The following is a 26,825-nucleotide window of genomic DNA, read 5'->3' on the forward strand; positions in this document are numbered from 1 at the left end:
CGCCCGCCCCGAAAAATTCCTCTTTCCACACCCGGCTCGGCGTGTCATAGGCGGATCAAAGCTTCGTTGCGGGCACTGCGCCTCTAAGTGGGAGAGAAGACCAGGCCGACGAAACAGGGTGGGCAGCGAAACGGATCGTGGCAACATTGTGGCAACACTTCGCCAAATCAGGTCGCATTCAGTAGGGCTGGCGTGAGCAAAGAACCGTGTAATCATGCTGATTTTGCGAGACACTACGCCAGGGTGCGGGCCCAGCTAGAGTTCGATTCTCCCAGGATCCACCGAGAAACACCCCCGGCGTTCGCGTCGGGGGTGTTGTGTTTCACGTGGAACGTGTTCGGGAGCGCAGCCGACGAGGGTAGGGAAAACCCGAACGGGACCGTCGGGTCTGCTGGCTCCACGCGCGTGCGGGGGAGCGCCTACCGTAGAACCATGATCACTCCTCATGCATCCGATGCGCCGACGACGCCACTGCCGCCGGCCGGCGGCGAGCCGTCTCTGGCGGATTCGGGCTCGCAGACAGACACGAGTACGGAGACGGCTGCGGGTGCGCAGGTGCAGGCGGAGCCGCACGCGCAGACGCTGCCGTACCCGCGAGTGGCGCCGCAGACCGCGCCCGCGGCCCCTCCGGCCCCGGCAGCGGCCGGTCTTCCGCACGCGGGCCCGCAGCAGCACCGCCGACCGGCGACGTCGACGACCTCGAAGACCCCCTTCCGACTGCTGCTCACCTGCCTCCACCTCGCCGCACTCGGCGTCGTGGGATTCACCATCACGCTCGTGCTCGCCGCGCTCCTCGGCACCGGCATCGGCATGCTCATCATCGGCGTTGGCCTCGTGCTGCTCGTCGCGGCCGTATACGCGCTCTACGGCATCGCCTGGTTCGAGACGTACCGAGTCGGCGGCCTGTACGGGATCGCGGTCACGGCCCCGGCGTGGCAGCAGCGGCGCGGCCCCGGCTTCGGCGGATGGCTGGGTTCGGTGCTGCGGCAGTCCGTGGACGGGCGGATGTGGCGCGCGGTCGCGAACTTCGCGATCTCGAGCGCGCTGGGCGCCGCCCTGCTCGGGCTCGTGCAGGGCTTCGTGCAGGCGTTCATCTCGCTGTTCCGCACCTGGTCGGTGTGGTGGCAGCCGGGCATCATCGGGATGCTGATCTGCGCCGGCGGCATCATCGGGCTCGCACTGCTGCACCGGTTGATCGCCGTCGCCATCATCGGATCCACGGCGGCCGAGGCGGAGCTCACGGAGCACGCACGCGTCTCCGCCGAGCAGCGCGCCGGGGCGGTTCGCGCTGCAGACGTCGAACGCACCCGCATCGAACGCGATCTGCACGACGGGGTGCAGCCCCGCCTGGTGTCCGTCGGCATGACGCTCGGCCTCGCGCAGCAGAAGATCGACTCCGACCCCGATGCGGCGAAGATGCTGGTCGCCGAGGCGCACACCTCGACGAAGGCGGCGATCACCGAGCTGCGCCAACTCGCGCGGGGCATCTACGCCTCGGTGCTCGACGATCGCGGGCTCGACGCGGCCCTCTCCGCACTCGCAGCCCGATCCCACATCCCCGTGCACGTCGACGTGCGGCTCGCGGGGCGCTGCAGCCGCGACGCGGAGGCCGCCGTGTACTTCGCGATCGCGGAGTCGCTGACGAACGCTGCGAAGCACTCCCGCGCGAGCGAGGCGCGCGTCATCGTGCGCATGCGCGACGACGACGGTGCGCCGACCCCGTTCCTCTGGGCCCGGGTCGAGGACAACGGCATCGGCGGTGCGCGCGTCACGCCCGGGGCGGCCTCGACGGCATCATGAACCGGGTGCTGGCCGCCGGCGGCACCACCCGCCTCGACAGCCCGCGCGGCGGGCCCACGACACTGGAGGTGAGCGTCCCGTGCGCATCTTGATCTGCGAAGACTCGGTGCTGCTGCGCGAAGGGCTGGTGCGCCTGCTCGAGCACGGCGGGCACACCGTCGTGGCGGCCCTGCCCGATGCGACAACCGTGCTGCAGACCGTTGCGACGACCGACCCCGAGCTGTGCATCCTCGACGTGCGGCTGCCTCCCTCCTTCACCGACGAGGGCATCCTCGCCGCGCTGGAGCTGCGCCGCACCCACCCGCGCCTCCCGGTGCTGGTGCTCTCCCAGTACGTCGAGGAGCGCTACGCGAGCGAGCTGATCGCCGCGCAGGGCGGGGCCTTCGGCTACCTCCTGAAGGATCGCGTCGCCGACGTCGGGGACTTCATCGAGTCGGTGCAGCGCATCGCCTCGGGCGCCACCGTGCTCGACCCCGAAGTTGTCGCCCAGCTGCTCACCCGCCGGTCGCGCGACGACCGCATGCGCGCACTCACCGAGCGCGAGCGCACCGTGCTCGCAGCGCTCGCCGAGGGTCGATCGAACCAGTCGATCGCAGCCCTGCTCTTCCTCTCCGAAGCGAGCGTCGAGAAGCACATCACCGCGATCTTCCAGAAGCTGCAACTCGAGCCCGACGGTGGCGGCAACCGCCGCGTGCTCGCCGCGATCGCTCACTTCGAGAGCTTCGGGAGCCCGCCCGCCGCAGGGCCCGACCCCCGACGTTCCACCCCCGATGCACAGACCGGAGCCTCAGCATGACCACCCCCATCACCCCCGACGAATCCGCCCACGGATCAGTCCGGCACCCCGACGCCGTCGAACCCGGCACATCGCAGCCCGGCGCCGCCCAGCCAGACGCATTGCAGCCCGGCAAGCCCCATACGGAGAATGCCACGCGCAAGGGATCGCCGTCGACGCGAGTGATCGTCGCGGTCACGGCCGCGGTCGGGGGAGTGGCACTGCTCGCGGTCGCCGCATCGACCGCCTACTCCGACATCATGCCCGAGCGCTACGATGCGATCGACGCCTTCGTCGGCAGTGCGACCGACCTCGACGAGACCGATGGTTCGGGCGGTGCGGCGCCCGGCTCGGAGCAGGTGGTCGACGACGGGTCGGGCACGGTGACGCACTTCGCGCCCGTCGACGCAGTGCGGGCCTTGGACGTCGAGATCTCGGGCGCATCGTTCGAGGTGGCGTTCGGCGACGTCGCCGAGGCCGAGCTCGTGGCGACGGGCGATCGCGCGGCGAACTGGACGCTCGCGGTGCGCGAGGGCCGCCTGACCGTCGAGACCCCGGATCGCGGGTTCACCACGGGCTGCTTCGTCAACTGCGGCGCCGGGTCGCTCGGGGACGCCTCGGGCATGCTGACGCTTCCGCAGTCGATGATCGAGGATGGCAGGCTCGACGCTGAGCTGAGCGTCGAGGGAGGCGCGCTGCGAGGATCGGGATCCTTCCGCTCGCTCGACGTCAGCGTGCAGGGAGGCGACGTCCGCCTCGACGGCAGCGCCCAGAACCTCGAGGTCGAGGTCGAAGCCGGCAAGGCGGAGCTCGAGCTCGCCGACGTCGGCACGGCCGAGGTCGGCGTCGAGGCTGGATCCGTGCGCGTGGCGATGACCGGCGCGGCTCCGGATCGCGTCTCCGTCGAGGCGAGCACCGGCAGTGCCGCGCTCGACCTCCCGGAGGCCGACTACCGCGTCGATGCGACCGCCGAACTCGGCGAGTTCGACGACCGTCTCGCGAAGAGCGACGACTCGAAGCACGTGGTGTCGGTGCGTGCGGAGGCCGCGAAGGTCGTGCTGCAGTAGCCTGCGCGCACGGAGTCGCCTCTGCGCACCGAGTCGCCCCGGCTCCGCGGGCGCACCGTACACTGGGCGCATGGACCACGGCGGAGACGCGGGGCGATACGGCGGAGACGCGCGGCGTGACGGCGGAGACGCGCGGCGTGACGGCGGAGACGCGGGGCGTGACGGCGGAGACGCGGGGCGTGACGGCGGAGACGCGGGGCGTGACAGCGGAGACGCGGGGCGTCACGGCGGATCGTTGCCGGCGCGCCCGATGCCGGGCGGGCCGGCACCGTCGGGTCCGCATGCGGATCGGTCGGCGACGCTCGGCGCCTCGGCCCGGTTCGCATCGCTCGGGTCGGCGGGCCGGGCCCGCGCGGAAGCGAGCGGGAACGCCGGGGCTGCGTCGTGGGCCCGCAGCCCGCTCCACTGGCGCCCCGATGTGCTCGGGGCGGGCTTCGAGGCGGCCGAACTCGATCTCGGTGCAGACGACGAGGGTCCGTTGGTCGCCACGCTCGTGCGCTCCCTGCCGGCGCCTCCCCGACTGCTCGACCGCGTGCTGCGCCGCACGCCGCTGCTCGCCGACGTCGACGTGCTGTACGTGCACGGCTGGTCCGACTACTTCTTCCAGCGCAGCATGGCGCGCTTCTGGACCGACCGGGGAGCGCGCTTCTACGCGCTCGATCTGCGCAAGTACGGTCGCAGCCTGCGCGACGGCCAGACCCCGGGCTACATCGAGAATCTCGACGACTACGATCTGGAGATCGGGTTGGCTCTCGACGCGATGGGTCACGGCGAGGGCGACGGCCCGCGAGCGGGCACCGCCGCGCCTGATGGGGCTGCGCCACGAGACGGAGGAGCCCCGCGCAGGCTCATCCTCTTCGGGCACTCCACGGGCGGCCTCATTCTGAGCCTGTGGGCGTCCACCCATCCGGGTCGGGCCGACGGTCTCGTGCTCAACAGCCCGTGGCTCGAGTTCCAGCTGACGGGAGCGGGCCGGCAGATGCTCGCTCCACTGCTCGATCTCGGCGCGCGGTTCAACCTGCGAGACTCCGCACCGCAGTTCGACGCGGGGCTCTACACGCGTGCGCAGCGCGCGGTGGGGCCGCAGGACGAGCTGGCCACGATCGACGAGCGATGGCGGCCGGCGCGCAGTCACGCGGTGCTGACGGTGTGGCTCCGCGCGATCCTCGCCGGTCATGCCCGGGTGAGTCGGGGGCTCGCCATCGAGTCGCCGATTCTCATGCTGCTCTCGGCCCGCTCGGCGCTGCCGCTGCGCTGGGACGAGGCGCTGACGAGCGCCGACACGGTGCTCGAGGTCGATGAGATCGCGAAGGCGTCGCTGCGGCTGGGCTCGACGCTCACCATCGAGCGTCTCGACGGCGCACTGCACGATGTCTTTCTGTCACGGGATGCGGTGCGCGCCGAGGCGTACGCTCGACTCGAGCGCTGGGTTGCGGGCTGGGCGGCGGCGCAGCGGGCGGCGAGAGGGGGCGCACCGGGCCTCCGGCGCCGCAGGGCTCGTACCGCCGCGTCCTGAGCGCGTCGGCGCGCGCGGAGCGGCCTCGACGCCCGACCGACTAGGCTCGGATCATGGATCTTCGAGTCGCCGCCTACGCCGTCGTTGAGCGGCGCGGCAAGATCCTGCTCACCCACTGGCGTCGGGGTCATCTGCACGGGTGGACGCTGCCCGGCGGCGGCATCGAGAGCGGCGAGGATCCCCGCGATGCCGTCGTGCGCGAGGTGGCGGAGGAGACCGGGCTCGAGGCGAAGGTGGGCAAGCTGCTCGGTGTGGACTCGCGCGTCATGGTGCGCGAGGAGGTGCCTACGGGCGACGACCCCGAGCTGCACACGATTCGCATCGTGTATCGGGCGACCGTCGTGGACGGGCCGCTGCGCAACGAGGTCGACGGGTCGTCGGATGAGGCGCGGTGGGTGGCGCTCCGCGACATCAAGTCGCTGCGAACGCTGTCGCTGGTGCAGACGGGTCTGCGAATGGCGGGGCTGAATCGGCGCCCGGTGGGCAAGCCCGGCAAGGGCGCGAACCGGCAGGGCCGCTCGGGGAAGCCGCGCAAGTAGTCGCCGGATCGGGGCGCGGGCCGCTGGTCAGCCGGAGCCGCTCCCGCATCGCCGGCCGGCGAGGATCGCACCGAACCTCACAACGACGAATGGCGCCCCGGCTGGTGAGCCGGAGCGCCATTCGTTGCAGATGCCTCAGTTCTCGGGCGCGACCCAGAGCTCGTCATCGGTGCGGAACGCCTGCCAGAGCGCGTAGCCCACGCCGACGGCCGCGGCGACGCCGAGCCCGAGCGCGACGACCCCGCCGGCGCTCTTCTTCGGCTTCAGGTAGCCCGAGCGCTCGCCGAACCCGCGGACCTTCTTCGCCGCCTTCGGGTTGTCGATCTCGTCGAGCGTCTGGATCGTGCGCGCGAGCGCGCTCGCGACGATCGGGGTGGTCGCGCGACGCACCGTGCTGGCCGCCCGACGAGCCGTCGCGACACCGCGATCGAGCGTCGGGCGCACCGCCTCGAGTGCTCCGTCCACCCGCGGCATCAGGTGCTCGTCGCTGAGGTGGCGGGCCTGTCCGCCGACCTGGCCGAGCACCTCCCCGGCATGCCCCAGCACCACGCGCTGCTGGTCGAGCAGCTCCTGGGCGTTCTTCCGCAGCTTCCGGAGTTCGCGGCGGCGCTTACGTGAGAGATTCATTCGTATCCTCCTTGCTCGACGAGGCAATTCTTTGAGCCATATCACCCGTAGCCTCCACGCTACACCGAACCCGCCGGTCGGCGGCGGCGCGAGCCTCGAGAACCGCACGTTGTCAGGGTTTCCCAGGCTCCGAAGGGCCTTGACAACACTTTCCTCACACCCCCCGCGGCCTACACTGGTCGCATGACGATTCACTCCTCAGTAGCGACCATCCACACGAACCACGGCGACATCGTGGTCAACCTCTTCGGCGATCACGCTCCGAAGACGGTGAAGAACTTCGTCGACCTCGCCGAGAAGGGGTTCTACGACGGCGTCATCTTCCACCGCATCATCCCGAACTTCATGATCCAGGGCGGCGACCCGACCGGCACCGGCACGGGCGGCCCCGGGTACACCTTCGACGACGAGATCCACCCCGAGCTCACCTTCAGCGAGCCCTACCAGCTGGCCATGGCCAACGCGGGCAAGCGCCCCGACATGACGGGCCGTCTCGCGGGCACGAACGGCTCGCAGTTCTTCATCACGACGACGGCGCCCGACTGGTTGAACGGCAAGCACACCATCTTCGGCGTCGTGGCCGACGACGCCTCGCGCTCGGTCGTCGACACGATCTCGAACGTGCAGACCGGCGCGCAGGATCGTCCGGTCGAGGACGTCGTGATCTCCGGCGTCGACATCGCTGCAGCGTAAGGACGAACGCAGGTGACGAACGGGTCGGGGCCGGTGTACGGCGAACGCGTCGAACCCGGCCCCGACGACGTCTGCTACCGTCACCCGGGCGTGCGCAGCTTCGCGCTGTGCCAGCGGTGCGGGCGCACGATCTGCGGCGACTGCCAGGTCGTATCGGCGGTGGGCGTGCTCTGCCCCGAGTGCACGAAGGAGATGCGCGCGCCGGCGGGGCAGCGCGCGGCGCGGTCGACTCGGGTCGCCGGGCGCAGAATCGCGGCGCTCGATGCACCCGTGACGTACGGCATCATGCTGCTGTGCGCGGTCGTCTTCGTCGCGCAGTGGCTGAGCGCGACCTTCGGCGGGAACGGGGTCACGGCAGCGCTCTGGTACGCGCCGCTGTACTCGATGCCCGGCGCCTTCGAGCCGTGGCGATTGCTGACGGCGATGTTCACGCACTCGCCCACGTTCTTCCTCCACATCCTCTTCAACCTCTACGCTCTGTGGTTGTTCGGAAGGAACCTGGAGCAGGCGATCGGGCGGGCGGCGTTCGCCGTGCTGTTCCTGTTCGCGGGAGTCGGGGGATCGCTGGGCGTCATGATGTGGGCCTATGTCGATCCGCAGGCCCTGGTCGTTCCGACGGTCGGCGCTTCGGGAGCGATCTTCGGCGTGCTCGCCGCGACCCTCGTCGCGATGCGCGCCGCCCGGGCCAACATCACGTCGCTCGCCGTGCTGATCGCGATCAACTTCGCGATCGGCCTGATTCCCGGCGCCGCGATCTCCTGGCAGGCGCATCTCGGCGGTCTGATCGTCGGTGCGGCGACGATGTGGCTGCTGCTCGCGACGCGCGGTCCGCGGTTGCGCCGCCGTCGCGTGGCGGGGCTCGTCGGGCTCGGCGCACTGCTGGTGCTGCTCTCGGGAGCCTATTTCGTCATGGCCCCTGCGGCGCAATTCGTCGGCTGACGAATGCTCGACAACTGACTGAGGCCCGGCGGATGCCGGGCCTCAGTCAGTTATCCACAGGTTCCTCCCCAGCTGGGGAGAATTACACCCGTGTGATTCACGACACGTTTCGGATCACTTCCACCACGGCGTCATAAGGAAGCCGACGAGCACGAGCCCGAAGCCGATGAAGATGTTGGCCTGGCCGAAGGCCGGAATCGGCAGCTGCAGGCTCGAGCTGGTGATGTAGTAGAGCACGATCCAGATCAGACCGAGCAGCATGAAGCCGAACATCACGGGCTTGAACCAGACCGGGTTCGGAGCTTCCCTCCGCGCAGCCGCAAGATCAGCGCGGTTCTGCGCGACCTCGGCCGAATTCCGCTTGCTTACATTCTTTCCAGCTGCTGCCATGGGTGACAGTCTACCCGGAACCTGGTTCGCGCCCAGTGAGCACGCTTTAGAATGTGGGGGTGAACGAGACAGTCCAGAGGGGTCGCCGGCGCCGTCGCGCGAGGCTGAGCCCGTTGACGGTGATGGGCGAGCTGCTGCTGGTCGGAGGCCTCGCCGTCATGGGCTACATCGTCTGGCAGCCGTGGCACACCGGCGTCGGAGTCACCGCCAAGCAGGCCGGCCTCTCAGACGAGGATTCGGCCCGGTGGGACAGCGAGGCGTCGGCGGAGCCCTTCGACGGCGTCGTCCCCGTGCCGGCGCAGCCGGAGCCCGCAGAGGTCTTCGCCGTGCTGCGCGTCCCCTCGTTCGGCACCACCTACGCCAATCGGGTCGCCGAGGGCACGGACTGGGACACAGTGCTCAACCTCGACGACAAGGGGATCGGCCGGTACGAGACGACCCAGATGCCCGGCGAACCGGGCAACTTCGCCCTCGCCGGCCACCGCTCGGGGCCGCTCATCAACTCGTTCCGCGAGGTCATGAACCTGCGCGTCGGCGATCCGCTCTTCGTTGAGACGGCCGACGGCTGGTACACCTACCGATTCCGGTCGATCGAGTACGTGACGCCCGACGAGGTCGACGTGCTCAACCCCTTCCCGCGGCTCGAGGGAACCCCGGGCGACGACCAGATCCTCACGCTCACCACCTGCCATCCGAAGATGGCGGGCAGCGACGAGCGAGCGATCGCCTACTCGGTGTACGAGGGCTTCCAGCCCCGATCCGACGGCCCCCCGCAGGAGCTGCTCGACCTCAATCCGACGATGGGCGCCACTCAGGCCCTCAGAGGGGATCAGGAATAGTGTTCTCGATACTCTGGCGCTTCTTCCCGGGACCGGCATGGCTGCGCGTCATCGTGCTGCTCCTGGTCGCAGCAGTCATCGTGTACGCGCTGATCGCGTACGTCTACCCCTGGGTCGCCACGCAGATGCCTGGCGAGGAAGTGACGGTCGCCACATGAGCAGAATTCTCGTCATCGACAACTACGACAGCTTCGTCTACACGCTGAACGGCTACCTGCAGCAGCTGGGCGCCGAGACGCACGTGATGCGCAACGACGAGGTGACGCCCGCCGGCCTCGAAGCGCTCGTCGCCGAATACGACGGGGTGCTGATCTCGCCCGGGCCGGGCACTCCCGCCGACGCCGGCGTCTCGATCGCCATGGTCGATCTCGCGCTGCGCACCGGTGTGCCGCTCCTGGGCGTGTGCCTGGGGCATCAGGCGATCGCGGAGGCCCTCGGCGGCGTCGTGACGCACGCCGAGGAGCTCATGCACGGCAAGGTCTCGCGGGTGGTGCACACCGACGATCCGTTCTTCGACGGCGTGGCGGCGGAGTTCGACGCGACCCGCTATCACTCGCTCGCGGTGGTGCGCGACACGGTGCCCGACAGCCTCGTGATCACCGCCGAGACCGCGAGCGGCATCGTCATGGCGTTCCGCCACCGCGAACTGCCGATCTACGGAGTGCAGTACCACCCCGAATCGGTGCTCACCGAGGGCGGCTACCAGCAGCTCGGCAACTGGCTCACGGTGGTGGGCGTGCCCAACGCGGCAGAGGTCGCGCGCACGCTGTCGCCGCTGCTCGCCGACTGAACCGGTTCGGCGCTCGCCGACCGGTCGCGCCTCGCGCGGAACCGCGTCAGCCCGAGCAGTACTTCAGGCTGAGCGCCGAGCGCTGCGCCTGCGAGCCGACGATCGACTGCTCGATGATCGGGTAGCCCTCGACCGTCGGGCACGACGGTTCGGGCGTGTACGTCACGTTGAGGCCCAGGCTCTCCACCATCGACTTCGCGACCTGCATCGGCTGCGCGACGACATCGGGAACCTGCACGTTGCCGCTCGAGACCACCATCTCGATGCCGGTGCCCGACTGCACCTCTGTGCCGGGCTCGGGGCTGACGCTGAGCACGCGGCCGGCGGCCTCGGTGGGGTCGTCGCGCTTGGAGACGATGCCCACCGTGAGGCCGAGATCCTCGATCTTCTCGCGGTAGTCCTCTTCCGACATGCGCCCGATCGCCGGCACCTTCGCGGTCTCCGGCCCGGTCGACACGTAGACGGTGATGCTGTCGCCGGCCGTCAGCACCGATCCCGCTTCGGGAAGCGTGGAGATCACGTGATCGTTCGCGATGGAATCGCTCGTCTGCTCGACGCTGATCGTCGTCAGCTCCAGCTCGCGCAACCGGTCGAGAGCCTCCGCACTCGGCATGTCTGCGAGCTCGGGCACCTCGCGCGAGGAATCCGGCATGAACTCCTGCGGCGCGAGGGTGACGAGCCAGAACACGACGGCGGCGATCACGGCGCCGATCGTGAGAATCGCGGCCCACGTCCACATCACCGGCGGGCGGCTCTGCGTGCGGGTGGCGCCGCCCCCGTCGGAGAGCTGCCGCAGCGCGAGATCCGACTCCGACACCTCCTCTCCGCCGGAGAACAGCACCGTGTCCTGCTGCTGCACCGCGAGCTTCGGCATCCGGCCGTTGGCGGCCTCGCGCAGCGCCTCGCGGAACTCGGATGCCGACTGGAAGCGCTTCGCGCGATCCTTCGCGAGACCGTAGAGCACCACGCGGTCGAGCTCGGGGGTGACCTCGGGCTCGCGCTCGCTCGGCGGCTTCGGCCGCTCGCTGACGTGCTGGTACGCGACGGCCACGGCGGTGTCGCCGCGGAACGGCACGTCGCCCGTGAGCAGTTCGTAGAGCATGACCGCAGTCGAGTACAGGTCGGTGCGCGCGTCGATCGACTCGCCCTTCGCCTGCTCGGGCGAGAAGTAGGCCGCGGTGCCGAGAATCGCCGTGGTCTCCTGCAGCGTCGACGAGGTGTCGGAGACGGCGCGGGCGATGCCGAAGTCCATCACCTTCACCTGACCACTCTTCGTGATCATGATGTTGGCGGGCTTGATGTCGCGGTGCACGATGCCGGCGCGGTGCGAGTACTCGAGCGCGGTGAGCACGGAGTCGACGACGCGGCACGCCTCCGACTGCGAGAGCCGCCCCTCGGCCTCGAGCTGGCGCAGGTTCGTGCCCTCGACGTACTCCATCACGATGAACGGGAGGCGCTTCGGCCCCTCGGCGGTCTGGATCAGGTCGTCGCCGGCGTCGAACACGCGCACCACCGTGGGGTGCGCCATCCGCGACGCCGACTGCGCCTCCTGGCGGAAGCGGGAGCGGAACTGCGCGTCACCCGCGAGGTCGGCCTTCATCACCTTGATGGCGACCTGCCGCCCGAGCTTCGTGTCGGTGCCTCGGTACACCGTCGCCATGCCACCCTGGCCGACGAACTCCCCGATCGCGTACCGGCCGGCGAGAATCCGCTGTTCGCCGACGTCGGTCGTTTCGGGCATGTTCACCTCTTCCGTGGTCATGGATACCGTCCTCAGTTTACCGCGATGCGAACCGGGCGTTCGCCGTGTGGCCGACCTGTTATCAGTCGGCCTCGTTCACCGGTCGCGTCCGCTCACCGATCATCCCCGATCAGGCCGGGCGCGGGGTTCCCGTTGCCGCTGCCGCCCGAGCCGTTCGCACCCGAGTTGCCGCTGCCGTTCGAACCGTTGCCGGCGCTCGGCTCCTCCGCAGGGGCCTCGACCGTGATCGAGAGATCGGGCGATGCGGGCGAGACGCGCTCGGCGCCGTTGCCCTGGCAGGCGACCGTGTAGTTCACCGTGATCGTGCCGCCCGCATCGGGCGACTTCGCCTGGAGGTTCGCCGTCGTGCCCGAGATGCTCGCGAGGCTGCCGTCGCCCGAGACCGTGACGTTGTAGTTCGAGACCTGCATGCCGGTGGGGCACACGTACGTCGGCAGCGAGACCGTGAACGACGCGCCCGACTCCACCGAGCTCGGCCCGGTCGGCGCTCCCGGCGCCGGCGCCTCGCCGTACGCCACGTTGTACGTCAGCGTGATGGGCTCGTCGAGCGGAACGCTGCTGCCCGTCGGGTTCACCGACGTCACCAGGTTCACCTGATCGTCGGGCGCCTGGTTGCCCGGAGCCGTGGTGACGTTGGTGAAGCCGAGGCCCTGCAGGTAGGCGACGGCCTCGTCGACGTTTCGCCCGACGACCTCGTCGCCGTCGACGACGCCCGTGGTGGGCTCGGGCGGCGTCGTGGTCTCGGCCGGGGTGGTCGTGCGCGTCGGCGTCGTCGTGGTCGGCGGCTTGTCGGCGTCGTTGTTGCCGCTCAGCAGCGCGATGGCGGTGCCGCCGCCGATGAGCAGCAGCAGCACCAGCAGCGTGATCAGCGGCCAGGTCCACGGGCTGCGCTTCTTCTTCTTCGGCTCCTCGTCGACCGGGGCCTCGTCGTCGGACGGCGCCTCGAGCGGCATGGCGCCGGGCATCGCCGTCGTCTGCGGCAGCGCCGTCGTCGCGGCATCGGAGACCGAGGTCTGCGGCAGCGCCATCGTCGCGGGCTGGCTGTCGCCGAGCACCTGCGGCACGTAGCTCGCGGCGAGCTGCACGTCGCCGCGGTGCAGCGCGGTCGCGGCCTGCGCGAGCTTGGCGGCCGTCATCGGGCGGCCGGCCGCATCCTTCGCGAGGCAGGCGAGCACGAGATTGCGCACGGGCTCGGGGATGTCGGTCGGGAGGTCGGGCGGCGTGTCGTTGATCTGCGCCATGGCGATGGCGACCTGCGACTCGCCCGTGAAGGGGCGCTTGCCGGCGAGGCACTCGTACGCGACGACGCCGAGCGAGTAGATGTCTGTGGCTGCGGTCGCGGTGTGGCCGCTGGCCTGCTCCGGCGCGAGGTACTGCACCGTGCCCATGACCTGACCGGTCGCGGTGAGCGGCACCTGGTCGGCGATCCGCGCGATGCCGAAGTCGGTGATCTTCACCCGGCCCTCGGGCGTGATGAGCAGGTTGCCGGGCTTGATGTCGCGGTGCACGAGACCCGCGTCGTGCGCCGCCTGCAGCGAGGTCGCGGTCTGCGCGACGATGCCGAGGACGCGGTTCGCGGGCAGGCGCCCCTCGCGGTCGATGATCGCCGACAGCGGCTCGCCGGGCACGAGCTCCATGACGATGTACGCGGAGCCCTGCTCCTCGCCGTAATCGAAGACGTTCGCGATGCCCTCGTGGTTCACGAGCGCGGCATGGCGCGCCTCCGCGCGGAACCGCTCGAGGAAGCCGGGATCGCCCATGTACTCGTCTTTGAGGATCTTGATGGCGACGGTGCGGCCGATAATGCTGTCGGTCGCCTTCCAGACCTCACCCATGCCACCGACGGCGATCCTCGAGCTGAGCTCGTAGCGTCCGCCGAATGTGATCCCTGCCGCTGGCCTCATTCGCTCAACACCGCTTCCATTACTCGTTTTCCAACAGCCGTGGGAAGCTCGAACGAGCCTCCCTCATTTCCGAAGTTCGCGCCACCGCCGTCGGCGATCACTACGGCTACCGCGACCTCCGGATCCTCCACCGGTGCGAAACCAGTGAACCACAGCGTGAAGGGAAGATCATTCCCATCCGCGTCCGTGCCGTTCTCGGCGGTGCCCGTCTTGCCCGCGACGCGGACGCCGTCGATCGCCGCGTTCTGCGCGAGACCCTCTGGCTTGTTCACGCCGTGCTCCATCATGCTCGCCACCGCGTCGGCCGTCTTCTCGGAGACCGGCTGACTGAACTGCTCGGGGGAGAACTCCTTCTCCACCGTCAGATCGGGCGTGATGACCTTGTCGACGAGGTACGGCTTCATCACCGTGCCGCCGTTCGCGATCCCGGCCGACACCATCGCGATCTGCAGCGGGGTGGCGCGCACGTCCTGCTGACCGATCGAGGAGAGTGCGACCTGCGCCTTGCTCTCGGGCACGGGCGACTGGCTCGGGGTCACCGGAGTGGGGATCGCGAGATCCTGCTCGAACCCGAACTTCGCCGCCATGTCGGGCACCGCGTTGTCGTCCATCTTCGTCGTCATCTCGGCGATCGGAATGTTGCACGACAGCACGATCGCCTGGTCGAGCGTCGCCTTGTCGCCCGAGCCGCACGTGCTCCGCGACGCGTTCTGCAGCACCGAGCTCGACTGCGGCAGCGTCCACTGCGCCGGGTTGTCGAACTCGGTCGAGGGAGTCGCCGCCCCCGACTCGATCGCCGCGGCGGCCGAGATCAGCTTGTACACCGATCCCGGGTGGTACAGGTCGCCGGCGATGGCGCGGTTCTGCAGCGGCTGCGACGGGTCGTCGTTGAGCTGACGGTAGTTCGTGATGATGTCGGCGTCGTTGTTGCTCGAGAGCGCGTTCGGATCGAACCCCGGCGTCGAGGTGAGCGCGAGGACCTTGCCGGTCTTCGGCTCCAGCGCGACGACGGCGCCTTCGAACCCGTTCTCGGTCATCGCCGCATACGCCGCCTCCTGCGCCGCCGGGTCGATGGTGGTCTCGATCGAGCTGCCCTGCGGCTCGACGCCGTTCAGGGTGTTCATGATGCGTGTGAAGAACTGGGCGTTGCCGCTGCCCGACAGATCCTGGTTCATCGCGGCCTCGAGACCGGTCATGCCCTGCGTGCGCGAGAAGTAGCCGGTGAGGGGCGCGTACATGGGCCCGTTCGCGTACTGCCGCACGTACTGGAAGTCGTCGTCGGTCGGGGTCGAGAAGGCGACGGGATCGCCGTCGACGAGGATCGCGCCGCGCTCGACCTTGTAGCTGTTCATCAGCGCGCGCGAGTTCAGGGCGTTGGCGCGCAGGTCGTCCGCCTGCACGAACTGGACCATCGTGACCGAGAAGAAGAGCACGATGAACATGCCGAAGACGGCGCGGGTGATGAGCTTGAGGGGCTTGTTCATGAGCGGATCACCAGTTTCGGTCGGTTGCGAACCGAGTTCGACAGGAGGATCAGGAGGGCGACGATGATCCAGTTCGAGACGAGCGACGAGCCGCCCGCGGCCAGGAACGGCGCCGTGAGGCCCGTGAGCGGGATCACCCGGGTGACGCCGCCGACCACGATGAAGACCTGGAACGCGATGGTGAACGCGAGGCCCGCGGCGAGCAGCTTGCCGAAGTCGTCGTGCCCGGCGAACCCGATGCGGAGGCCCCGGCCGACCAGCAGCAGGTAGGCGGCGAGGATCACGAAGAGCCCGATGAGGCCCAGCTCCTCGCCGATGCTCGGAATGATGTAGTCGCTGAACGAGAGCGGCGTCACCGCGGGGTACCCCTGGCCCAGGCCCGTGCCGGTCATGCCGCCGTTCGCCATGCCGAAGAGGCCCTGCACCATCTGGTAGCTCGCGCCATTCGGGTCGGCGAACGGGTCGAGCCAGTTCGCGAACCGGTTGCCGACGTAGGGCAGCGTCTGGCTCGCGATCAGGCCGCCCGAGAGGAAGAGGCCGAGCCCGAGGATGATCCAGCCGATCCTGCCCGTCGCCAGGTACAGCATCGAGAGGAAGAGGCCGAAGTAGAGCAGCGAGGTGCCGAGATCGCGCTGGAACACCAGCACCGACATCGCGGCGAGCCAGAACACGATGAGCGGCCCGAGGTCGCGCGCGCGCGGGAAGCGGATGCCGAGGATCTTCTTGCCCGCCATCGCGAGCGAATCACGGCTGCGCACCAGATACCCGGCGAAGAAGACGGCCAGCAGGATCTTCGCGATCTCGCCCGGCTGGAACGAGAAGCCGCCGATGTTGATCCAGACGCGGGCGCCGTTCAGGGTCTGGCCGATGCCGGGGAGCATCGGCAGCAGCAGCAGCACGACCGCGGCGAGGCCCGTGAGGTACGTGTACCGGAACAGCACCATGTGGTTGCGGATCACCCAGAGCACTGCGATCGCCGCGACCACCGCGATCGTCGACCAGAGGAGCTGCCGCACCGGGAAGGCCGCCTCCTCGTCGAACGAGATGCGGTAGATCATCGCGATGCCGACCATGTTCAGCATCGCCGCGATCGGCATGATGAGCGGGTCGGCGTCGGGCGCGATGCGGCGGATCGTCAGGTGCAGTCCGATGAGCGCGACGGCGAATGCGGCGCCCATCGGCAGCAGCTCCGTCGACGGGGCGCCCCCGAGCGTGAGATCGATGATGACGATCGCGCCGACGCCGATGGCGACCGCGAAGACGAGCAGCGCCAGCTCGAGCGCCTGCAGCTTGCGCGGCGCGCGCAGCGCCGTGATGCGCTGCAGCACCGTCTCGCTGGTGCGGGTCTTCTCGAACGTGCGGGCCTGCCCGCCGTCGGCCGACTGGGCGTCACTCATCGGTATCCCCCAACCGCAGCACGATGTCGCGCGCCTCCTCCAGGGAGCCCGCCGTCAGCGTGCGCTTCACCTGCCGCTGCTCGAGGCCGTCGAGATCCTCCAGCGGAATCTCGGTGTCCTCGGCGACCGAGTAGAGCGAGAGCGCGCCGATGTTCTGCTGCACGCCCTGGTAGATGATGACCGTCCGATCGTCGGTGCCGACGAAGTAACGGGTCTGCGTCCACTGGTAGCCGACGAGGAGCGCGCCCCCGATCGCCACGAGCACGGCGATCCCGCCGAACGCCCACAGCAGGCGCCGGCGACGGTTGCGCCGCTTCGTCTCCGCGATGAGCTCGGCCAGGTACTCGTCGACGCGGGACTCGAAGTGGCTCTCCTCGACCACCGGCGCCTTGCGCACCGCGCGCTTGCGGCTGAGCAGGCGGTTGCGGGCCGTCGACGTCGTGCCGTCCATCGCGGCCTCGGTCGTCGCGGCCGATCCTGCGAAGCGCCGGCCCTCCTGCTTGAGCTCCAGAGTGTCGCCCGGGTCGACCGCGGGAGCGGCGACGGTCTCGACGAGCACGACCGTCACGTTGTCGGGCGCGCCGTGCGACAGGCTCTTGTCGATGAGCGCGTCCACGCCGTTCTGCAGGGTCGAGCGGCGGCGCAGAATCTTCTCGATGTCGGCGTCGTCGACGTAGCCGCAGAGGCCGTCCGAGCACAGCAGCCAGACGTCGCCGGGCTGCGTGTCGACCACCAGGGTGTCGACCTGCGGCGAGGAGTCGACGTCGCCGAGCACCCGCATCAGCACCGAGCGGCGCGGGTGGGTCTTCGCCTCCTCCTCGGTGATCTTGCCGCTGTCGACGAGACGCTGCACGAACGTGTGATCCTTGGTGATCTGCTGCAGCGCGTCGTCGCGCAGCAGGTACAGGCGGGAGTCGCCGATGTGGCCGATGGCCAGCTGATCCTCGACCGGGATGAACCCCGTGAAGGTCGTGCCCATGCCGGCGAGCTCGGGGCGATCGCGCACGGTGGAGCGCAGCTTCGTGTTCGTGTCGAGGATCGCCGTGCGCAGCACATTGGTCATCGCCTCGGGGCTGCCCGTCGGCGGCACATCGAGCTCGGCCATCGCCTTCGCCGCGATCGCGGAGGCCACATCGCCGCCCGCGTGGCCGCCCATGCCGTCGGCGACGAGATAGATGTGATCGCCGGCGAACGCCGAATCCTGGTTGTTGGACCGCACCATGCCCACATGGGAGCCGATGGCGCTCTCGTACGTGACCGTCACGCTCAGGGCCTCAGCTCGAACGTGGTCGTGCCGATGGTGACCGGCGTGTACGGGGGAACGGGAACCGACTTCGTGACGCGGGCGCCGTCGAGACGCGTGCCGTTCGTGGAGTCGAGATCGGTGAGGATCCACTCGCCGCCGGTGCGGGCGAGGCGGGCGTGATACGTCGAGGTGTACTCGTCGACGATCACCAGGGTGGAGTCGCTGCTGCGCCCGATCGTCACCAGGTCGTCGTCGAGCACGATCGACGTGCCGGAGGCGACGCCCGACGTGATGACGAGGTGCTTGGGAGCGCCCAGGCCGCCGGCCGTGGGCAGCGCGCCGCCGCTCGGGGTGATCGCCGGGGGCCCCGTCGCCGCCTGCGGTGCAGCGGGTGCAGCGGGTGCGGCGGGCCGGGCCGCCGGGGTGACCGCCTGCACCGATGCAGACCCGTCTCCCTTCATGCGGCGCACCGGGGCGCCGAACAGGTCGCTGCGCAGCGCGTAGACGATGGCGAAGATGAAGATCCACAGCACCAGCAGGAAGCCGATGCGCAGGATCAGGAGGGTGAGTTCGCTCACAGGCCTCTCCAGAAGTCTTCGTCGATGCCCGGCGCCGCGTCTCGCGCGGGATTCGGGTTCGACGTGCGGGGGGTGCTGCGCCCGGCGCCCCGGTCGGCTGCGTCTGCCGCGCGAGGGGCGGGGCCGGCGCTCGGCGCAGCGCTCGGGAAATCTGCGGGGGGCGTCGATCGCTGCGCAGGCCGGGCGGGCTGCGCCGGGTGCGCGGGCTGCGCGCGCGTCGGTGCGGGAGGCGCTGCTCGCCGGCTGCTCTCCCGGCCCGGCACCAGCTGGAACTGCAGGCTCGTCTGACCGATGGTGATGACGGTGCCGGGGGAGAGCGCGGCCTCGCGGAACCGCTGGCCGTTGATCTTCGAGCCGTTCGTGGAGCCGAGGTCGCGGGCGATGCCCGCCGCCCCGTCCCAGATCAGCTCGAGGTGCTTGCGCGATGCGGCGTTGTCGCTGATGCGGATGCCGCAGTCGCTGCCGCGGCCCACCGTGGTGGTGCCCCGACCCAGCTCGTGGCGCGTGCCGTCGACGTCGATGGCCGCGACCCAGTCGACCGCGCCCTCCACCCGCGAGGCGTCGACCTGCAGCACGCCGACCGTGATCGAGCTGTCGCTGCGGATCTCGACGTCGGGCTCGCCGAGCAGCTGATAGCTCTGCCGCTTCGCATGCTTCGCGATGATGCCCCGCAGCTCCTGCCCGAGCGTGCTGCCGAGCTGGTACAGGCGATCCGCGTCCTTCTCGGACACGCGCACGACGAAGCGGTTGGGGGCCAGCACGCGATCGCGGTCGACCACGACGGCGCCGATGTCGAGCTCGCGCTTCAGCGCCGAGGCGATCTCGACCGGCTGCACTCCCGAGCGGAACGTGCGCGCGAACGCGCCGTTGACGGCTCGTTCGAGCCCGCGCTCGACGCTGTCCAGAATGCCCACGTGCCGTGTCGTCCCTTCGTCAGCCCCGGATCGCGCCCGAGGCGGTTTGGTTTAGTTTAGCCCGCTTTGGCGAGTCGGGCTTCGGCTGCTAAGCTAGGGGAGTTGTCTGAGTGGAAGCGCTCAGGAAACGACTCGCGCGAGTGGCGGAATGGCAGACGCGCTGGCTTCAGGTGCCAGTGCCCGCAAGGGCGTGGGGGTTCAAGTCCCCCCTCGCGCACGAGTGCAGCGCCCGGTCCCGGAAGGGATCGGGCGCTGTTGTGTGTTCGGGAGGATCTCGCGCGGCGCGCGCTCGCGCGGCCTCGCTCGCGCAGTGGATCCGCGTTCGTGCAGGAGGCTTCTGCTCTAGGCGACCGCGCGACGCCGGATCTCCTGCATGAAGGGAGGGCGGAGCGCCCCGCGCCCTAAGGACCCGGGGCGCCGGAGCGCAACGCCCCGATGCGGGCGCGCTGGAGCGAGTAGCTTGGCCTCGAGACGATGCGCGCGAGCGCGAACAGGGGTGACGATGATTCCGATGTGGCTGCAGGCCCTGTGGTGGGGGTTCGTGGGCGGCGCGGCCCTGCTGCTCGGCGCATTCGTTGCCTGGCGGTGGCGGATCCCGCCGAAGGCGATCTCGACGATCATGGCCTTCGGCGCCGGGGTGCTGATCTCGGCACTCGCGTTCGAGCTCGTCGACGAGGCCGCCGACGGCGGCGGGCTGATCCCCACCGTCTCCGGCTTCCTCACCGGTGCCGTGATCTTCGTGGCGGCGAACGCCGTGCTCGCCCGGAAGGGCGCGCGGCACCGCAAGCGGTCGAGCGGCCGCCAGAAGAGCGAGTCGGAGCAGCCGGGCAGCGGCACCGCGATCGCGGTGGGCGCCCTGCTCGACGGCGTGCCCGAGTCGCTCGTGCTCGGGCTCGGACTCGTGACCGCGGGCGCAGTGAGCCCCGCCATGCTCGTCGCCGTCTTCATCTCGAATGTTCCCGAGGGGCTCTCGAGCAGTGCCGGGATGAAGCAGGCGGGCCGTAGCGCGGCCTACGTGTTCGGCGTGTGGAGCGTCATCGCGGTGCTGTCGGGCGTGTCGGCCGCAGCCGGGTTCCTGCTGCTCGACGGAGCCCCCGGCGGGCTGATCGCGTTCATCACGGCGCTCGCCGCGGGCGCGATCCTCGCGATGCTCTCCGACTCGATGATTCCCGAGGCGTTCGAGAACGACCACATGCTGACGGGGCTCACCACGGCGCTCGGCTTCGCCGTCGCGTTCACCGTGCACTCGATCGGCGGCTGAGGGGCGCGGGAGCGGCGCGCCCCTCAGCCGAAGTACTGCTTGCGGTCGGCGACGCGACGGGAGTTTACTGGTCGGAGGGGGTCCGACCAGGGGAGTTCCGGATGTTCGAAGTCGACATGGAGGGCGTGCGGCAGCGCGCCTCGACGGGGTCGCTCCCCGGGCGGGAGCGCGTCGGCGAGCTGCTGCGCGAGGCGCACGACCGCTACGCCCCGATGCGGGACGGCGTCGTCGCCGACTACATCCCGGTGCTCGCGAGGGCCGATCCCGATCGGTTCGGGCTCTCGCTGATCGGCGTCGACGGCGCGGCTTCGGAGGCCGGCGCCGCGGGCGATCCGTTCACCATCCAGTCGATCTCGAAGGCGTTCGTCTTCGCGCTGGTCTGCGAGGCGATCGGCCACCACGCCGTGCACGAGCGAGTCGGCGTGAACAACACGGGCCTGCCGTTCAACTCGGTGATGGCGCTCGAGCTGAACTTCGGCAGTCCGATGAACCCCATGGTCAACGCGGGCGCGATCGCGACGACGGCGATGATGCCGGCGGAGTCGCACGACGAGCGCTGGGAGGCGATCCGGGGCGGGCTCTCGCGCTTCGCGGGGCGCGAGCTCGCGGTCGACGTCGAGGTGTACGAGTCGGAGATGCGCACGAACACCCGGAATCGTGCGATCGCGCGGCTTCTCGAGGGCTACGGCCGGCTCGAGCGCGACCCGGCCGTCATCGTCGACATGTACACGCGCCAGTGCGCTCTCACGGTCACGGCGCATGATCTCGCCGTGATGGGGGCGACGCTCGCCGATGGGGGCGTCAACCCGGTGACGGGCGTGCGCGTCGTCGCCGAGGAGGTTGCGAGGGATACGCTCACCGTGCTCGCCTCGTGCGGCATGTACGAGCGCTCCGGCGAGTGGCTCTTCGAGATCGGCCTGCCGGCCAAGTCGGGCGTCTCGGGCGGGATCGTCGCGATCTCGCCGGGCAAGGGGGCGCTCGGATCGTTCTCGCCGCCGCTCGATCCGGCCGGGAACAGCGTGCGGGGCCAGCGCGCGTGCGCGTTCCTCTCGCGGGCGCTCGGCCTCAATCTGTTCGCCAGCGGGGTGTCGAGAACGGGGAGCACAGTATGAGCAATGCGGAGCAGCGCGCGACGGGCGCGGCGGTGGAGGAGCGCCGATCCTGGATTCCGATGATCGGGCTCTTCCTCGCGCAGGTGCTGATGTCGTTCAACGTCGCGGCGCTGCCGATCTCGCTCGGCGGGTTCGTCGAGGACTTCGGCGTTCCCCCGACCACGGCGAGCACCACGATCGTGGTGTACGGACTCGCGGTCGCCGCGCTCGTGATGACCGGCGCGAAGCTGGGGCAGCGCATCGGGTGGGTGCTGATCTTCCGCATCGTCGTCGTCGCGTTCGCCGGATCGTCGTTGCTCATGATCTTCTCGCCCTCCATCGAGTGGGCGATCGGCGGGCAGGTGCTCGCCGGCGCCTCCGCAGCGATCATCGTGCCGTCGCTCGTCGCCCTCATCGCCGAGAACTACCGGGGGGATCAGCAGGCCACCGCGGTGGGTTCGCTCGGCTCGGCCCGTGCCTTCTCGGGGGTCAGCGCCTTCCTGATCGGCGGCACGCTCGGCACCCTGGTCGGGTGGCGCCCGGTGTTCCTCATCACGCTCGGTCTCGCGGTCGCGGTGTTCGCGCTGAGCTTCCGCCTGCGATCCGACCGCGGTGATCGCTCCGTGCGCATCGACGTCGTGGCCTCCGTGCTCATCGGCGTCGCGATCGTCATGCTGACGCTCGGGTTCAACAACCTCAACGGCTGGGGCGTGATCTCGGCGCGCGAGGGGGCGCCGTTCTCGGTGCTCGGGCTCTCGCCGGCGCCCGTGCTAGTGGTGCTCGGCGTGGTGTTCGGTCAGCTCTTCTTCATGTGGACGCGGCGTCGCATGCGCAGCGGCAGAACGCCGCTCGTCGACCTGAGCGTGCTCGACCGGCCGCAGGAGCGCGCGGCGATCTACGCCATGTTCATCATCGTGCTGATGGAGGCGGCGGTGAACTTCGCTCTGCCGACCTACATCCAGGTGGTGCAGGGGCGCACGCCGTTCGACACCTCGCTCGCGATGATGCCGTTCAACCTGACCGTGTTCGTGACGGCCACGCTGATCGTGCGCTTCTACTCCCGGTTCGCGCCGCGCACGATCGCCCTGTTCTCGTTCGGGCTGACGACGGCGGCGCTCGTGTGGCTCGCGTTCGTCGTGACGAACAACTGGGAGACGATTCCGACGATCGCCGGGCTCGTCGTCTTCGGCGTCGGCCAGGGGGCGCTCGTCACGCTCGTGTTCAACGTGCTCGTGACCGCCGTGCCGAAGCATCTCGCGGGCGACGTCGGCTCGATCCGCGGAACGACGCAGAACCTCGCGTCGGCCGTGGGCACGGCCGTGATGGGCGCGGTGCTCGTGACGCTGCTCACCACGGGGGTGGCGCGGGCGGTCGAGGATCACCCGGAGCTGCCGCCGGAGCTCGTCGCGCAGGTGGATCTCGACTCGGTGAACTTCGTCGGCAACGACGAGCTGCGCGGGGTGCTGGAGGGCACGACGGCGACGCCCGAGCAGATCGACGCCGCGGTGGCGGTGAACGAGGATCAGCGGTTGCGCACGCTGAAGCTCGGCTTCCTCATCCTCGCCGGCATCAGCGCCGTGGCGGCCCTGCCGGCTTCGCGCCTGCCGAGCTACAGGCCCGCCGAGATTCCGGATCCCGAGGCCGAGTAGCGCTGCGCCCCCGAGCGGGGCCCGATGCCGCGCCTCAGGCGCGTCCGGCTGCTCCGGCGCGCCCCCGCAGGGGGTGAGAACTGAACGCGGTGCGACGGCATACCCTCCTTCTATTTCGCGCATGCTCTGGACTCGCGTCGAGAAAGTGATACAGTCGTTCAGAAATCGGGCGACGCATGCGCTCGATCCTCGCACCGGAACAAAGGAGTTTCTCGTGTCACCCGACCTGCACCCCGCCCGCGCGCCCGGCGGCACCGCCGGCGACGCCGGCGCCCTCGCCCCGGGCAAGCTCGGCACCCTCGACATCGTCTTCTTCGTCGTCTCCGCCGCCGCTCCTCTGACCGTCGCGGTGAGCTCGGCTCCGCTCGCGTTCCTCGTCGGCGGCATCGGCGCCCCGGGAGCGATGCTCGCGAGCGGCGTCGTGCTCATCCTCTTCGCCATCGGCTTCACCGCGATGTCGCGCTACGTGCGCAATACCGGCGCCTTCTACGCGTACGCGGCAGCCGGACTCGGCAAACCGATCGGCGTGGGCGTCGCCTTCATCACGATCGTGTCGTACGCCTTCCTCTGCATCTGCTTCTACGCACTGCTCGGCTTCTTCGCGCAGCTCACGTTCGCCCACCTGCTCGGCCTCGACCTGCACTGGGGCGTCTGGTCGATCGCCTCCGTGCTCGCCGTCGGCGTGCTCGGCTACCGGCGCATCGACGTCGGCGCCAAGGTGCTCGCCGTGCTCCTCACCGCGGAGATCGCCATCCTCCACGTCATCGCGCTCGCCACGATCGCGCAGAACGGGGCGAACATCGCCGAGGCGACCGCCGCCTCGTTCGACCCCCGCAACGTGCTCTTCGCCTCGGGCGCGAGCGCGCTCTTCGTGTTCGGATTCGGCGCCTTCCTCGGATTCGAGGGCACCGTGATCTACGCCGAGGAGGCGAAGCACCCGCGACGCACCGTGCCGCGCGCGACCTACGTCGCGATCGCCTTTCTCGCCGTGTTCTACGCGTTCACCTTCTGGTCGCTCACCGTCGCGTTCGGCGTCGACGGCATCATCGCGCTCGCCCAATCCGAGAACTTCGAGGAGATGATGTTCATCGCCGGTGAGAACGCGCTCGGCGCCTGGGCCGGGGTGACCGTCGAGGTGCTCATCGTCACCAGCTTCTTCGCGTGCACGCTCGCCTTCCACAACGCCTGCTCGCGCTACCTCTTCTCCCTCGGCCGCGAACGGCTCCTGCCTGCCGTGCTCGCGCGCACCCACCCCCGCATGCGGTCGCCGTACACGGCGAGCCTCACGCTCACCGCGATCAGCCTCATCGCGATCCTCGCGGCCGTGCTGGCCGGCGCCGACCCGTTCCTCGGCGTCGGACTCTGGAGCTACGCGATCGGCGTGGCCGGCCTCGTCTTCTCGCAGGGGATCGCCGCGGTCTCCGTCGTCGGGTTCTTCTGGCGGGATCGCCGCGGGCACGGCGTCTGGGAGGTGGTGGTCGCGCCGATCCTCGGAGCGATCGGGCTGCTCGCCGCCTTCCTCGTCATCGCCACCCACTTCGACCTCGTCTCCGGCGTCGACGGGCCGATCAACGGGCTCATGCTCGCCTGCGTGCCGCTCGTCTTCACCATCGGCGTCGTCGTCGCTATCGTGATGAGACGGCGATCGCCGGAGAAGTACGCGGCGCTGACGCAGTCCGTCACGGTCGTGCCCCAGACGGAGACGGAGAACGACTGATGGCAGCTGCCAAGACCGCCCAGCGCCGACGCGACCTGCTCGAGGCGACCACGCGCATCATTAGCGAGCGCGGCCTGTCGGGGGCGAGCGTGCGCGCCGTCGCCGAACGCGCGCAGGTCAGCGCCGGGAGCGTGCTCTACCACTTCGAGAGCTTCGACCAGCTCGTCGAGGCGGCCGTGCGCGGGGCGATCGGGGAGTTCATCGACGCCCGCCGCGCGGTGGCCGAGGGGCATCGCGATCCCGTCGACCGACTCCGTGCCACGATCCACGCCGGCATCCCCGAGCGCATCAGCGACGACCTGCGCATCGTGTACGAGGCATCGGCGGTTGCCCGCGAGCAGCCGCGGTTCCGCCTCGACATCGCCCTGCTCCTCGAACGGCAGGTCGCGCTCTACACCTCCATCATCGACGTCGGCGTAGCCCTGGGCGCCTTCGCGCCGCGCATGGACGTGCCCGCGATCGCCGCCAACCTCGTCGCCCTCGAAGACGCGTACGACCTGTACCTGCTCGATCCCGACAACTGGCAGCGGGAGACCTACCTCGCCAACACGCTGCAGTTCGCCGAGATCGCACTCGACTGCCGCCTCACCGGCGACCGCACCCCGCCCGCCGCGCGCACCGACCCCGAGGAGACCGCATGACGACCGCCGCCCAACCCCGCCGCGATTTCCCGCCGCGCGCCCGTGACCTGGGAGTGCCGCTCGACGGGGAGCCCGGGCCCGAGAACGCGATCACCGACGTGCCCGGCCTCACCGTCGGCTACACGACGCTCGTCGGCGACGAGCCGGTGGCGACGCGCACCGGAGTCACCGCGATCCTGCCCCGGGGCGCCGACCTCGCGGGGGCCCCGTGCGCGGCGGGCATCGCCGTGCTCAACGGCAACGGCGAGCTCACCGGCCGCAGCTGGATCGAGGAGGCCGGTCAGCTGCAGACGCCCATCGCGATCACGAACTCGCACGCCGTCGGGGCCGTGCACCAGGGCGTGGACGAGTGGATGGCGGAGCGACACGCGGCGGCCGCGGCCCAGTGGATGCTGCCGGTGGTCGGCGAGACGTGGGACGGCTACCTGAACTCGATCAACGCCGGCGCCGTGCGGCCCGAGCACGCTCGCGCCGCCCTCGACTCGGCGGCCTCCGGCGCGATCGCCGAGGGCAACGTGGGCGGTGGCACTGGCATGAACTGCTACGGATTCAAGGGCGGCACGGGAACCTCCTCCCGCGTCGTGCGCGCCGGCGAGCAGCAGTGGACGGTGGGGGTGCTGCTCCAGGCGAACTTCGGATCGCGGCGCGAACTGCGCGTCGTCGGCCGCCCGCTGGGGCGCGACTCGGCGGCGCCGTGCCCCATGGAGGCGAGCGATTGGTTCGAGCGCGAGGTCGAGGCGGCGGGCGGCGCCCCGCTCGGCGCCGCGGTGCCGGGCGCGGGCAGCGTCATCGTCGTCGTCGCGACCGACGCCCCCCTCCTCCCCGACCAGTGCCGCGCCCTCGCGCGGCGCGTGCCGCTCGGCCTCGCGCGCACGGGCACGACGGGGAGCCATTTCTCCGGCGACATCTTCCTCGCGTTCTCCACCGCGAACGAGGGCGCGCTGAGATCGCGGATGGGCACCCCCGGCGGCACGGTCGAGACCCTCGCCCACGTAAGCTGGGGCGCCATCGACGCGCTCTACACCGCCGTGGTCGAGGCGACCGAGGAGGCCGTGCTGAACGCGCTCGTCGCGGCGCGCGACATGGAGGGCCGAGACGGCCACGCCAGCTTCGCGCTGCCCCACGACGAGGTGCGCGACGCGTTCGCCGGGGCGGCGTAGCTGGCGGAGCGGAGCGGCTGCCGCGGCGCTCGCGGTGCGGCGGCGC

At 70.2% G+C, this 26,825-nt stretch carries 25 protein-coding genes and 1 tRNA gene; 17 read left to right on the forward strand and 9 right to left on the reverse strand.

Annotated features, from left to right (window positions below):
- Nucleotides 1–432: 432 nt before the first annotated feature.
- From BLT44_RS03125 to BLT44_RS03145, 5 genes are all read left to right on the forward strand, one after another.
- Entirely contained in the window at nt 433–1,800 is a 1,368-nt protein-coding gene (locus BLT44_RS03125) for a sensor histidine kinase (RefSeq protein WP_331270905.1), read from the forward strand.
- 79 nt (nt 1,801–1,879) lie between these two features.
- Nucleotides 1,880–2,596 (forward strand): response regulator transcription factor, encoded by a 717-nt coding sequence (locus BLT44_RS03130; RefSeq protein WP_010155586.1) that lies wholly within the window; start codon nt 1,880–1,882, stop codon nt 2,594–2,596.
- Nucleotides 2,593–3,642, forward strand: coding sequence for a DUF4097 family beta strand repeat-containing protein (locus BLT44_RS03135; RefSeq protein WP_010155585.1), 1,050 nt, complete (start codon nt 2,593–2,595; stop codon nt 3,640–3,642). The genes BLT44_RS03130 and BLT44_RS03135 overlap by 4 nt, the downstream gene beginning before the upstream one ends.
- 250 nt (nt 3,643–3,892) lie before the next feature.
- Nucleotides 3,893–5,158: an alpha/beta hydrolase gene (locus tag BLT44_RS03140; RefSeq protein ID WP_010155584.1), complete on the forward strand. Its 1,266-nt coding sequence runs from the start codon at nt 3,893–3,895 to the stop codon at nt 5,156–5,158.
- Between the two features lie 53 nt (nt 5,159–5,211).
- Nucleotides 5,212–5,697: an NUDIX hydrolase gene (locus BLT44_RS03145; protein WP_010155582.1), complete on the forward strand. Its 486-nt coding sequence runs from the start codon at nt 5,212–5,214 to the stop codon at nt 5,695–5,697.
- 135 nt (nt 5,698–5,832) lie between these two features.
- Here BLT44_RS03145 and BLT44_RS03150 read toward each other — a convergent pair whose 3' ends face one another.
- On the reverse strand, nt 5,833–6,324 hold the full coding sequence (locus BLT44_RS03150) for a hypothetical protein (protein WP_010155581.1): 492 nt from the start codon (nt 6,322–6,324) through the stop codon (nt 5,833–5,835).
- Nucleotides 6,325–6,507: 183 nt separating this feature from the next.
- Between BLT44_RS03150 and BLT44_RS03155 the strand changes: the two genes are divergently transcribed.
- Complete coding sequence (locus BLT44_RS03155; protein WP_010155580.1) at nt 6,508–7,017, forward strand: peptidylprolyl isomerase; 510 nt, start codon at nt 6,508–6,510, stop codon at nt 7,015–7,017.
- Nucleotides 7,018–7,029: 12 nt separating this feature from the next.
- Entirely contained in the window at nt 7,030–7,956 is a 927-nt protein-coding gene (locus BLT44_RS03160; RefSeq protein WP_010155578.1) for a rhomboid family intramembrane serine protease, read from the forward strand.
- A gap of 114 nt (nt 7,957–8,070) precedes the next feature.
- On the opposite strand, the gene BLT44_RS03165 is transcribed toward BLT44_RS03160, so the two are convergent.
- Nucleotides 8,071–8,346 carry a cell division protein CrgA gene (locus BLT44_RS03165; protein WP_029608130.1) on the reverse strand — a complete coding sequence of 92 codons (276 nt, stop codon included), beginning with the start codon at nt 8,344–8,346 and terminating at the stop codon, nt 8,071–8,073.
- Between the two features lie 59 nt (nt 8,347–8,405).
- Between BLT44_RS03165 and BLT44_RS03170 the strand changes: the two genes are divergently transcribed.
- From BLT44_RS03170 to BLT44_RS03175, 3 genes are read left to right on the forward strand one after another with little or no spacing between them, the layout of a single operon-like run.
- Complete coding sequence (locus tag BLT44_RS03170) at nt 8,406–9,185, forward strand: class E sortase (RefSeq protein ID WP_231291508.1); 780 nt, start codon at nt 8,406–8,408, stop codon at nt 9,183–9,185.
- A complete protein-coding gene (locus tag BLT44_RS15535) occupies nt 9,185–9,343 on the forward strand; it encodes a hypothetical protein (RefSeq protein ID WP_010155575.1) in 159 nt (52 codons plus the stop codon). Before BLT44_RS03170 ends, BLT44_RS15535 begins: the two co-directional genes overlap by 1 nt.
- The gene (locus BLT44_RS03175; RefSeq protein ID WP_010155574.1) at nt 9,340–9,975 is read left to right on the forward strand and encodes an anthranilate synthase component II; all 636 of its coding nucleotides are present in this window, start codon (nt 9,340–9,342) and stop codon (nt 9,973–9,975) included. The genes BLT44_RS15535 and BLT44_RS03175 overlap by 4 nt, the downstream gene beginning before the upstream one ends.
- A 46-nt stretch (nt 9,976–10,021) precedes the next feature.
- On the opposite strand, the gene pknB is transcribed toward BLT44_RS03175, so the two are convergent.
- The 7 genes from pknB to BLT44_RS03210 all read right to left on the reverse strand — a co-directional run bounded on the left by pknB (nt 10,022) and on the right by BLT44_RS03210 (nt 19,260).
- Nucleotides 10,022–11,737, reverse strand: a complete 1,716-nt coding sequence (gene pknB, locus BLT44_RS03180) for a Stk1 family PASTA domain-containing Ser/Thr kinase (RefSeq protein ID WP_010155573.1) — start codon at nt 11,735–11,737, stop codon at nt 10,022–10,024.
- Nucleotides 11,738–11,829: 92 nt separating this feature from the next.
- A complete protein-coding gene (locus BLT44_RS03185) occupies nt 11,830–13,641 on the reverse strand; it encodes a protein kinase domain-containing protein (protein ID WP_029608128.1) in 1,812 nt (603 codons plus the stop codon).
- Nucleotides 13,638–15,125: a penicillin-binding transpeptidase domain-containing protein gene (locus tag BLT44_RS03190; RefSeq protein ID WP_010155570.1), complete on the reverse strand. Its 1,488-nt coding sequence runs from the start codon at nt 15,123–15,125 to the stop codon at nt 13,638–13,640. The genes BLT44_RS03185 and BLT44_RS03190 overlap by 4 nt, the downstream gene beginning before the upstream one ends.
- Nucleotides 15,122–16,522, reverse strand: a complete 1,401-nt coding sequence (locus BLT44_RS03195; RefSeq protein ID WP_010155569.1) for an FtsW/RodA/SpoVE family cell cycle protein — start codon at nt 16,520–16,522, stop codon at nt 15,122–15,124. Before BLT44_RS03195 ends, BLT44_RS03190 begins: the two co-directional genes overlap by 4 nt.
- Nucleotides 16,515–17,786 (reverse strand): Stp1/IreP family PP2C-type Ser/Thr phosphatase, encoded by a 1,272-nt coding sequence (locus BLT44_RS03200; RefSeq protein WP_010155568.1) that lies wholly within the window; start codon nt 17,784–17,786, stop codon nt 16,515–16,517. Before BLT44_RS03200 ends, BLT44_RS03195 begins: the two co-directional genes overlap by 8 nt.
- A gap of 2 nt (nt 17,787–17,788) precedes the next feature.
- Complete coding sequence (locus BLT44_RS03205; protein WP_074689904.1) at nt 17,789–18,346, reverse strand: FHA domain-containing protein FhaB/FipA; 558 nt, start codon at nt 18,344–18,346, stop codon at nt 17,789–17,791.
- Entirely contained in the window at nt 18,343–19,260 is a 918-nt protein-coding gene (locus tag BLT44_RS03210) for a DUF3662 and FHA domain-containing protein (protein ID WP_074689906.1), read from the reverse strand. Before BLT44_RS03210 ends, BLT44_RS03205 begins: the two co-directional genes overlap by 4 nt.
- A gap of 134 nt (nt 19,261–19,394) precedes the next feature.
- On the opposite strand from BLT44_RS03210, the gene BLT44_RS03215 reads away from it, so the two are divergent.
- From BLT44_RS03215 to BLT44_RS03245, 7 genes are all read left to right on the forward strand, one after another.
- A tRNA-Leu gene (locus tag BLT44_RS03215) sits at nt 19,395–19,477 on the forward strand.
- A 288-nt stretch (nt 19,478–19,765) separates the two neighbouring features.
- Entirely contained in the window at nt 19,766–20,521 is a 756-nt protein-coding gene (locus BLT44_RS03220) for a ZIP family metal transporter (protein ID WP_029608127.1), read from the forward strand.
- A gap of 101 nt (nt 20,522–20,622) precedes the next feature.
- Complete coding sequence (gene glsA, locus BLT44_RS03225; RefSeq protein WP_010155563.1) at nt 20,623–21,633, forward strand: glutaminase A; 1,011 nt, start codon at nt 20,623–20,625, stop codon at nt 21,631–21,633.
- Nucleotides 21,630–23,261, forward strand: coding sequence for an MFS transporter (locus tag BLT44_RS03230; RefSeq protein ID WP_010155562.1), 1,632 nt, complete (start codon nt 21,630–21,632; stop codon nt 23,259–23,261). Before glsA ends, BLT44_RS03230 begins: the two co-directional genes overlap by 4 nt.
- Nucleotides 23,262–23,475: 214 nt before the next feature.
- The gene (locus BLT44_RS03235) at nt 23,476–24,978 is read left to right on the forward strand and encodes an APC family permease (RefSeq protein ID WP_010155561.1); all 1,503 of its coding nucleotides are present in this window, start codon (nt 23,476–23,478) and stop codon (nt 24,976–24,978) included.
- Nucleotides 24,978–25,619 carry a TetR/AcrR family transcriptional regulator gene (locus BLT44_RS03240; RefSeq protein WP_010155560.1) on the forward strand — a complete coding sequence of 214 codons (642 nt, stop codon included), beginning with the start codon at nt 24,978–24,980 and terminating at the stop codon, nt 25,617–25,619. The genes BLT44_RS03235 and BLT44_RS03240 overlap by 1 nt, the downstream gene beginning before the upstream one ends.
- The gene (locus tag BLT44_RS03245) at nt 25,616–26,779 is read left to right on the forward strand and encodes a DmpA family aminopeptidase (RefSeq protein ID WP_074689908.1); all 1,164 of its coding nucleotides are present in this window, start codon (nt 25,616–25,618) and stop codon (nt 26,777–26,779) included. The genes BLT44_RS03240 and BLT44_RS03245 overlap by 4 nt, the downstream gene beginning before the upstream one ends.
- Nucleotides 26,780–26,825 lie beyond the last annotated feature (46 nt).

Origin of the sequence: Leucobacter chromiiresistens (genome assembly GCF_900102345.1) — a bacterium.
Classification (GTDB): Bacteria; Actinomycetota; Actinomycetes; order Actinomycetales; family Microbacteriaceae; genus Leucobacter; species Leucobacter chromiiresistens.

What these genes read in the sequence shown, in the direction of transcription:
- BLT44_RS03155 (WP_010155580.1), top strand. Translation starts at nt 6,508, where the DNA reads ATGACGATTCACTCCTCAGTAGCGACCATCCACACGAACCACGGCGAC.
- BLT44_RS03150 (WP_010155581.1), bottom strand. Translation starts at nt 6,324, where the DNA reads ATGAATCTCTCACGTAAGCGCCGCCGCGAACTCCGGAAGCTGCGGAAG.
- BLT44_RS03140 (WP_010155584.1), top strand. Translation starts at nt 3,893, where the DNA reads ATGCCGGGCGGGCCGGCACCGTCGGGTCCGCATGCGGATCGGTCGGCG.
- glsA (WP_010155563.1), top strand. Translation starts at nt 20,623, where the DNA reads ATGTTCGAAGTCGACATGGAGGGCGTGCGGCAGCGCGCCTCGACGGGG.
- pknB (WP_010155573.1), bottom strand. Translation starts at nt 11,737, where the DNA reads ATGACCACGGAAGAGGTGAACATGCCCGAAACGACCGACGTCGGCGAA.
- BLT44_RS03175 (WP_010155574.1), top strand. Translation starts at nt 9,340, where the DNA reads ATGAGCAGAATTCTCGTCATCGACAACTACGACAGCTTCGTCTACACG.
- BLT44_RS03135 (WP_010155585.1), top strand. Translation starts at nt 2,593, where the DNA reads ATGACCACCCCCATCACCCCCGACGAATCCGCCCACGGATCAGTCCGG.
- BLT44_RS03195 (WP_010155569.1), bottom strand. Translation starts at nt 16,522, where the DNA reads ATGAGTGACGCCCAGTCGGCCGACGGCGGGCAGGCCCGCACGTTCGAG.
- BLT44_RS03230 (WP_010155562.1), top strand. Translation starts at nt 21,630, where the DNA reads ATGAGCAATGCGGAGCAGCGCGCGACGGGCGCGGCGGTGGAGGAGCGC.
- BLT44_RS03125 (WP_331270905.1), top strand. Translation starts at nt 433, where the DNA reads ATGATCACTCCTCATGCATCCGATGCGCCGACGACGCCACTGCCGCCG.
- BLT44_RS03145 (WP_010155582.1), top strand. Translation starts at nt 5,212, where the DNA reads ATGGATCTTCGAGTCGCCGCCTACGCCGTCGTTGAGCGGCGCGGCAAG.
- BLT44_RS03185 (WP_029608128.1), bottom strand. Translation starts at nt 13,641, where the DNA reads ATGAGGCCAGCGGCAGGGATCACATTCGGCGGACGCTACGAGCTCAGC.
- BLT44_RS03190 (WP_010155570.1), bottom strand. Translation starts at nt 15,125, where the DNA reads ATGAACAAGCCCCTCAAGCTCATCACCCGCGCCGTCTTCGGCATGTTC.
- BLT44_RS03245 (WP_074689908.1), top strand. Translation starts at nt 25,616, where the DNA reads ATGACGACCGCCGCCCAACCCCGCCGCGATTTCCCGCCGCGCGCCCGT.
- BLT44_RS03165 (WP_029608130.1), bottom strand. Translation starts at nt 8,346, where the DNA reads ATGGCAGCAGCTGGAAAGAATGTAAGCAAGCGGAATTCGGCCGAGGTC.
- BLT44_RS03240 (WP_010155560.1), top strand. Translation starts at nt 24,978, where the DNA reads ATGGCAGCTGCCAAGACCGCCCAGCGCCGACGCGACCTGCTCGAGGCG.